Here is a 520-nt window from a genome sequence, read left to right on the forward strand (position 1 = left end):
TTTTTTCTTGCCCGTTTACCGGGCGAGAATTATCATATCACGTTTCATTTGGTTTTTCAACTGGTATTTTTAAGTATTTATTTGGTGTTTCCTAAAAAAACCAGGGAGTCGCAAACAACCAGATATAGATCCATTCTTTTGCGACAACAAACGAAGCGCCCCATACAGACAGGCATCACCAAGTACATCTGTCACAAATGGGGATAGAGAAAAGACTGGTGCGAAAGGAGGGATTTGAACCCTCACGGTTGCCCACACGCCCCTCAAACGTGCGCGTCTGCCAGTTCCGCCACTCTCGCATGAATTCTGGAGCCACTGACCGGGATTGAACCGGTGACCTTATCCTTACCAAGGATACGCTCTACCAACTGAGCTACAGCGGCGTAGGAATTTTGAAGATCGACCTTGATAACCATTGCTTCTGATCATTCTAATGAAACAGTGGAGCGGAAGACGAGATTCGAACTCGCGACCCTCGCCTTGGCAAGGCGATGCTCTACCGCTGAGCTACTTCCGCATT

Annotated in this window: 3 tRNA genes; all 3 read right to left on the reverse strand. The window is 47.7% G+C overall.

Annotation, left to right across the window (positions count from 1 at the left end):
• Positions 1-216: 216 nt before the first annotated feature.
• The 3 genes from GTO89_RS16935 to GTO89_RS16945 all read right to left on the reverse strand — a co-directional run bounded on the left by GTO89_RS16935 (position 217) and on the right by GTO89_RS16945 (position 517).
• A tRNA-Leu gene (locus tag GTO89_RS16935) sits at positions 217-299 on the reverse strand.
• An 8-nt stretch (positions 300-307) separates the two neighbouring features.
• Positions 308-383: transfer RNA gene (locus GTO89_RS16940), tRNA-Thr, on the reverse strand.
• Positions 384-442: 59 nt separating this feature from the next.
• Positions 443-517, reverse strand: a tRNA-Gly gene (locus tag GTO89_RS16945).
• Positions 518-520 lie beyond the last annotated feature (3 nt).

Source organism: Heliomicrobium gestii, assembly GCF_009877435.1.
GTDB classification, from domain to species: domain Bacteria; phylum Bacillota; class Desulfitobacteriia; order Heliobacteriales; family Heliobacteriaceae; genus Heliomicrobium; species Heliomicrobium gestii.